At 46.2% G+C, this 3,426-nt stretch carries 3 protein-coding genes; 2 read left to right on the top strand and 1 reads right to left on the bottom strand.

All coding sequences use genetic code 11. From position 1 onward, the window contains the following. Positions 1–1,426 (top strand): PqqD family peptide modification chaperone (locus WC259_RS08070; protein ID WP_372644186.1); only part of this gene is annotated, 1,426 nt, incomplete at its 5' end. 41 nt (positions 1,427–1,467) lie between these two features. On the opposite strand, the gene WC259_RS08065 is transcribed toward WC259_RS08070, so the two are convergent. After that, positions 1,468–1,992 carry a MarR family winged helix-turn-helix transcriptional regulator gene (locus WC259_RS08065; RefSeq protein WP_011309977.1) on the bottom strand — a complete coding sequence of 175 codons (525 nt, stop codon included), beginning with the start codon at positions 1,990–1,992 and terminating at the stop codon, positions 1,468–1,470. 318 nt (positions 1,993–2,310) lie between these two features. On the opposite strand from WC259_RS08065, the gene WC259_RS08060 reads away from it, so the two are divergent. Beyond that, on the top strand, positions 2,311–3,426 hold a 1,116-nt coding region (locus tag WC259_RS08060; RefSeq protein WP_372644182.1), incomplete at its 3' end, for a reductive dehalogenase.

Here is a 3,426-nt window from a genome sequence, read left to right as displayed (position 1 = left end):
AGAGCTTTTTAAGCTTTTCTTTGACAGTGCGGTGGTTAATGAGGGTGAACAACCCCTGCTGGAGTTGGCAAATTGCCTTAGAGACGGGCGAAGCCTTTCCGAAGTACCAAACCTTATTTATTTTGACGGTCAGATACAGGTAAACAAGACCAAACCTTCCTTGAAAATAAATTCCCTGCCCACTCCCTGCTTTGATGGTCTGAATCTGAAGGATTATCTTTCACCGGAGCCGGTTCTGCCCCTGCTTGGGTCCCGCGGGTGTTATTGGGGCAAGTGTGCTTTCTGCTCCCATAACGAAGCGTATGGGTGGCACTACCAGAAACGGGAGGCTGCCAAAATTGCGGAGGATATGCGGTCACTTTCAGTAAGGCACAAGGTTGATAAATTTGCTTTTGCGGACGAAGGGCTGGCCCCCAGTTTGGCAGACGCATTATCAGATGAACTCATCAAGGGTGGAATACAGGTCAGTTGCTCTGTAAATGTCAGGCTGGAATCCCGCTTTACCCCGGAACTGTGCCTAAAAATGCGCAAGGCCGGGTTCAGGGTATTATTTCTGGGGCTTGAGTCTGGTTGTAACCGGGTGCTTGAGCATATGGAAAAAGGCACAACCAGAGAGATTGCCGTGCAGGTCTGCCGTAATATTTACCGGGCAGATATCTGGAATCACCTTTACGTATTTCTGGGTTTTCCGACTGAAAGTGAGGCTGAGGCTGGTGAAACGATTGACTTTCTGGCGGACAACAGGGATATTATCCGCTCTTTCAATATAGACTATTTCAGTTTGGGCAAAGGCTCGGCTGTGGCCAGATTGCCTGAAAAATACGGTGTGAGCGGGATAATAGAAAGTAAAACAGCAGAAGAGTTTAAGCTCTCCCGCAGTTATAAAACAGTCTCTGGTCTTTCCAGTCAGGAAGCCTGCGAAATGAGTATCCGCAGCTGGACAGAGCTGATAAACAAACACCCCAGCCGGGATATTTTTAAAAGGCTTATGGTAGGTGACCTTTTGCTGTATGTGTCCCGTTACCCGCTTATAGAAGACCTGTTAAAAGCCGCCCAAATACCGCCGAAGGCAGAAACACATCAGGATTATCCAGTAAGCGCTTCGGGAGTTCCCCGTTTAGATAAACATTTAACGGTCGCTGTACTTAATTTTGACCTGTTGCGGATCAAGCAGAATATCAGCCGTAAACTTACCCTGCCTGCCACTCCAGTAAAAACCCCTGTAGTGTATGAGCCGGTTAAAAGCCGCTTGGTGAATGTTACCCTGACAGAGCTTGCCATACTGAGGCTGTGTGACGGCCAGCGGGATTTGGGGCAGATTACAGCTCAACTGGCTGCCGAATATAATGCCCCAGAGGATGTTATTGAAAAAGATTGCAGACGGTTTCTGCTGCGGATGCGGGAAATGCAGATTATATCATTCTGAAAATGCATCCGGAATAAACTTATGTAAACAAGCCGGTTCTGTCAGGGCAAATCCTCAGATTTCAACTTTGTATCATATTCGTGAAAAATGCTCAAATCACGGTTGGCATCGGATGCTGATTCTGCCAGTGCCTCTATGGAATTGTTCATTACTTTCGTAAGCAAACTATAAAGCGTTTTTATTTCGTCATCAGACAGATTTTCAAAAAGCTTGCTTGTTCTGTCCAGACGGAATGCATCGGTTCTGGCATTCTCCCCTTTTTCAGTAAGGGTTACCCTTATCATATTCCGTCTGGCTAGGTTCTTGGTTAGGGCAATCAGGCCTTTGTCTTCCATCCGTTTTAATATTACCGAAATAGTGTGCGGTTCCCGCAGATATTCTTTGGCGATTTTGGCCGGGGTTATTATTTTGGTTTTCCCCTTGTGCAGGATATTCAGTATGCCCGCTTGTTCAGGCGTCAGGTCCTGTTCTGTCAGTTCCTTTCTTCTTACGTTGTAAGCGACAGCTCTTGCCTGCATTATGATGCCCCAGATTTCAAAAGTGTTAAGCCTCGGAGTACGGGTCATGTCATTTTCCTAAGTTGTATTTTGCTGAAACTACTAGCAGGGTAATTAAACACCAAAATTAATACCTGATACAAATATTATACTCATTATTAATGGGCTAGCCAGAGGGAGTGAGTATTAAGTATACCGATAATATACTAAATGCCTAGTATATTAAGTATTTATACTAATTGACAGTGGTTATAGATGATAGTTAATATTCTATAACGAACATTCATTCCGAGTGAATAATCTTAGGAGGGTCAATGGGCAGATAGGGTTTTAGTTGATTAGTGAATTGCGAAAGAATATGCAATCCAGCTAAAGAGGAGGAGAAAAATGTCAAGATTTCATTCAATGGTAAGCCGACGGGATTTCATGAAGGCTGTCGGACTGGCAGGTGCAGGTCTGGGGGCTTCTGCCGCAATTAGTCCGGTATTTCATGATGTTGATGAATTTATGTCATCTCCGACTGCGGAATGGAAACGCCCCTGGTATGTTAAAAACCGTGAATTAGAAGACCCTACAGTTGAACTGGACTGGTCACTTATGTACCGCTCCGACGGTATCTGGACCGGTCAAAACAACCCCACCCAGGATTTCTTTTTGGGTGCGGAGGAAGGTGCAAAGCGTAGGGCAGCTGCGGCAGCTTACAGTGCCAACGCTGTAAAGACCAATCAAAGCGGTATGACTCTTAGAGACAGGGCTTTATCTTCCGGAAACTATATGTATCCTATCACTTTCATGGGACCTGCCTCCAGTACTACCCCTGAATCTCTGGGCGTGCCCAAGTGGCAGGGTACTCCTGAGGAAAACAGCAAAATGATCAGGGCGGCCATGATTCATTTCGGAGCTGCACAAGTAGGTATGGCTGAGATTACTGACCGGGTGAAGACAAAGCTTGTAAGAGAATATGACAAAGACACCGCTCACAAGAAATATATCTTTGAAGATGTACCAAAAGGCTATGAAGGAGCAGATAAGCTGGTATTCCCTGATAAAGTACCGCTTTATGACTTTGCTTTTACTCACCCATTAAACAAAGAGATGTTCCGTTCATCTCCCAGCTCTGATATAGGGAGTGCCGGAAACAGCCTGCGGTATAGCCAGTTCTCTATTATCCAGCCCCGTATTCAGATGTTTATGCAGGTTTTGGGTTACACCTGTTACGGTTATACCCGGCCATTTAACGGGGCTATTCCGACCATTGCCACTGCTACCCTTACCGGTTTGGGTGAGGGCGCACGCAACAATGGTGCTTTCATAAGCCCGGAATTTGGTCCTTGCGTTGGTCTATTCAGTCTGGTCACTGACCTGCCGCTTGAACCTACACCTCCCATTGATGCCGGTATGTGGCGCTTCTGCCAGACCTGCACCAAGTGTGCCGATGAATGTCCCGCCCAGTGTATTTCCTTTGAGCATGAACCAACTTGGGACGTGCCCAAGATTTACGGC

It is taken from the genome of Dehalococcoides sp., from assembly GCF_041654235.1.
Taxonomy (GTDB): domain Bacteria; phylum Chloroflexota; class Dehalococcoidia; order Dehalococcoidales; family Dehalococcoidaceae; genus Dehalococcoides; species Dehalococcoides mccartyi_B.
This window is presented reverse-complemented; position numbering and strand designations above follow the sequence as displayed.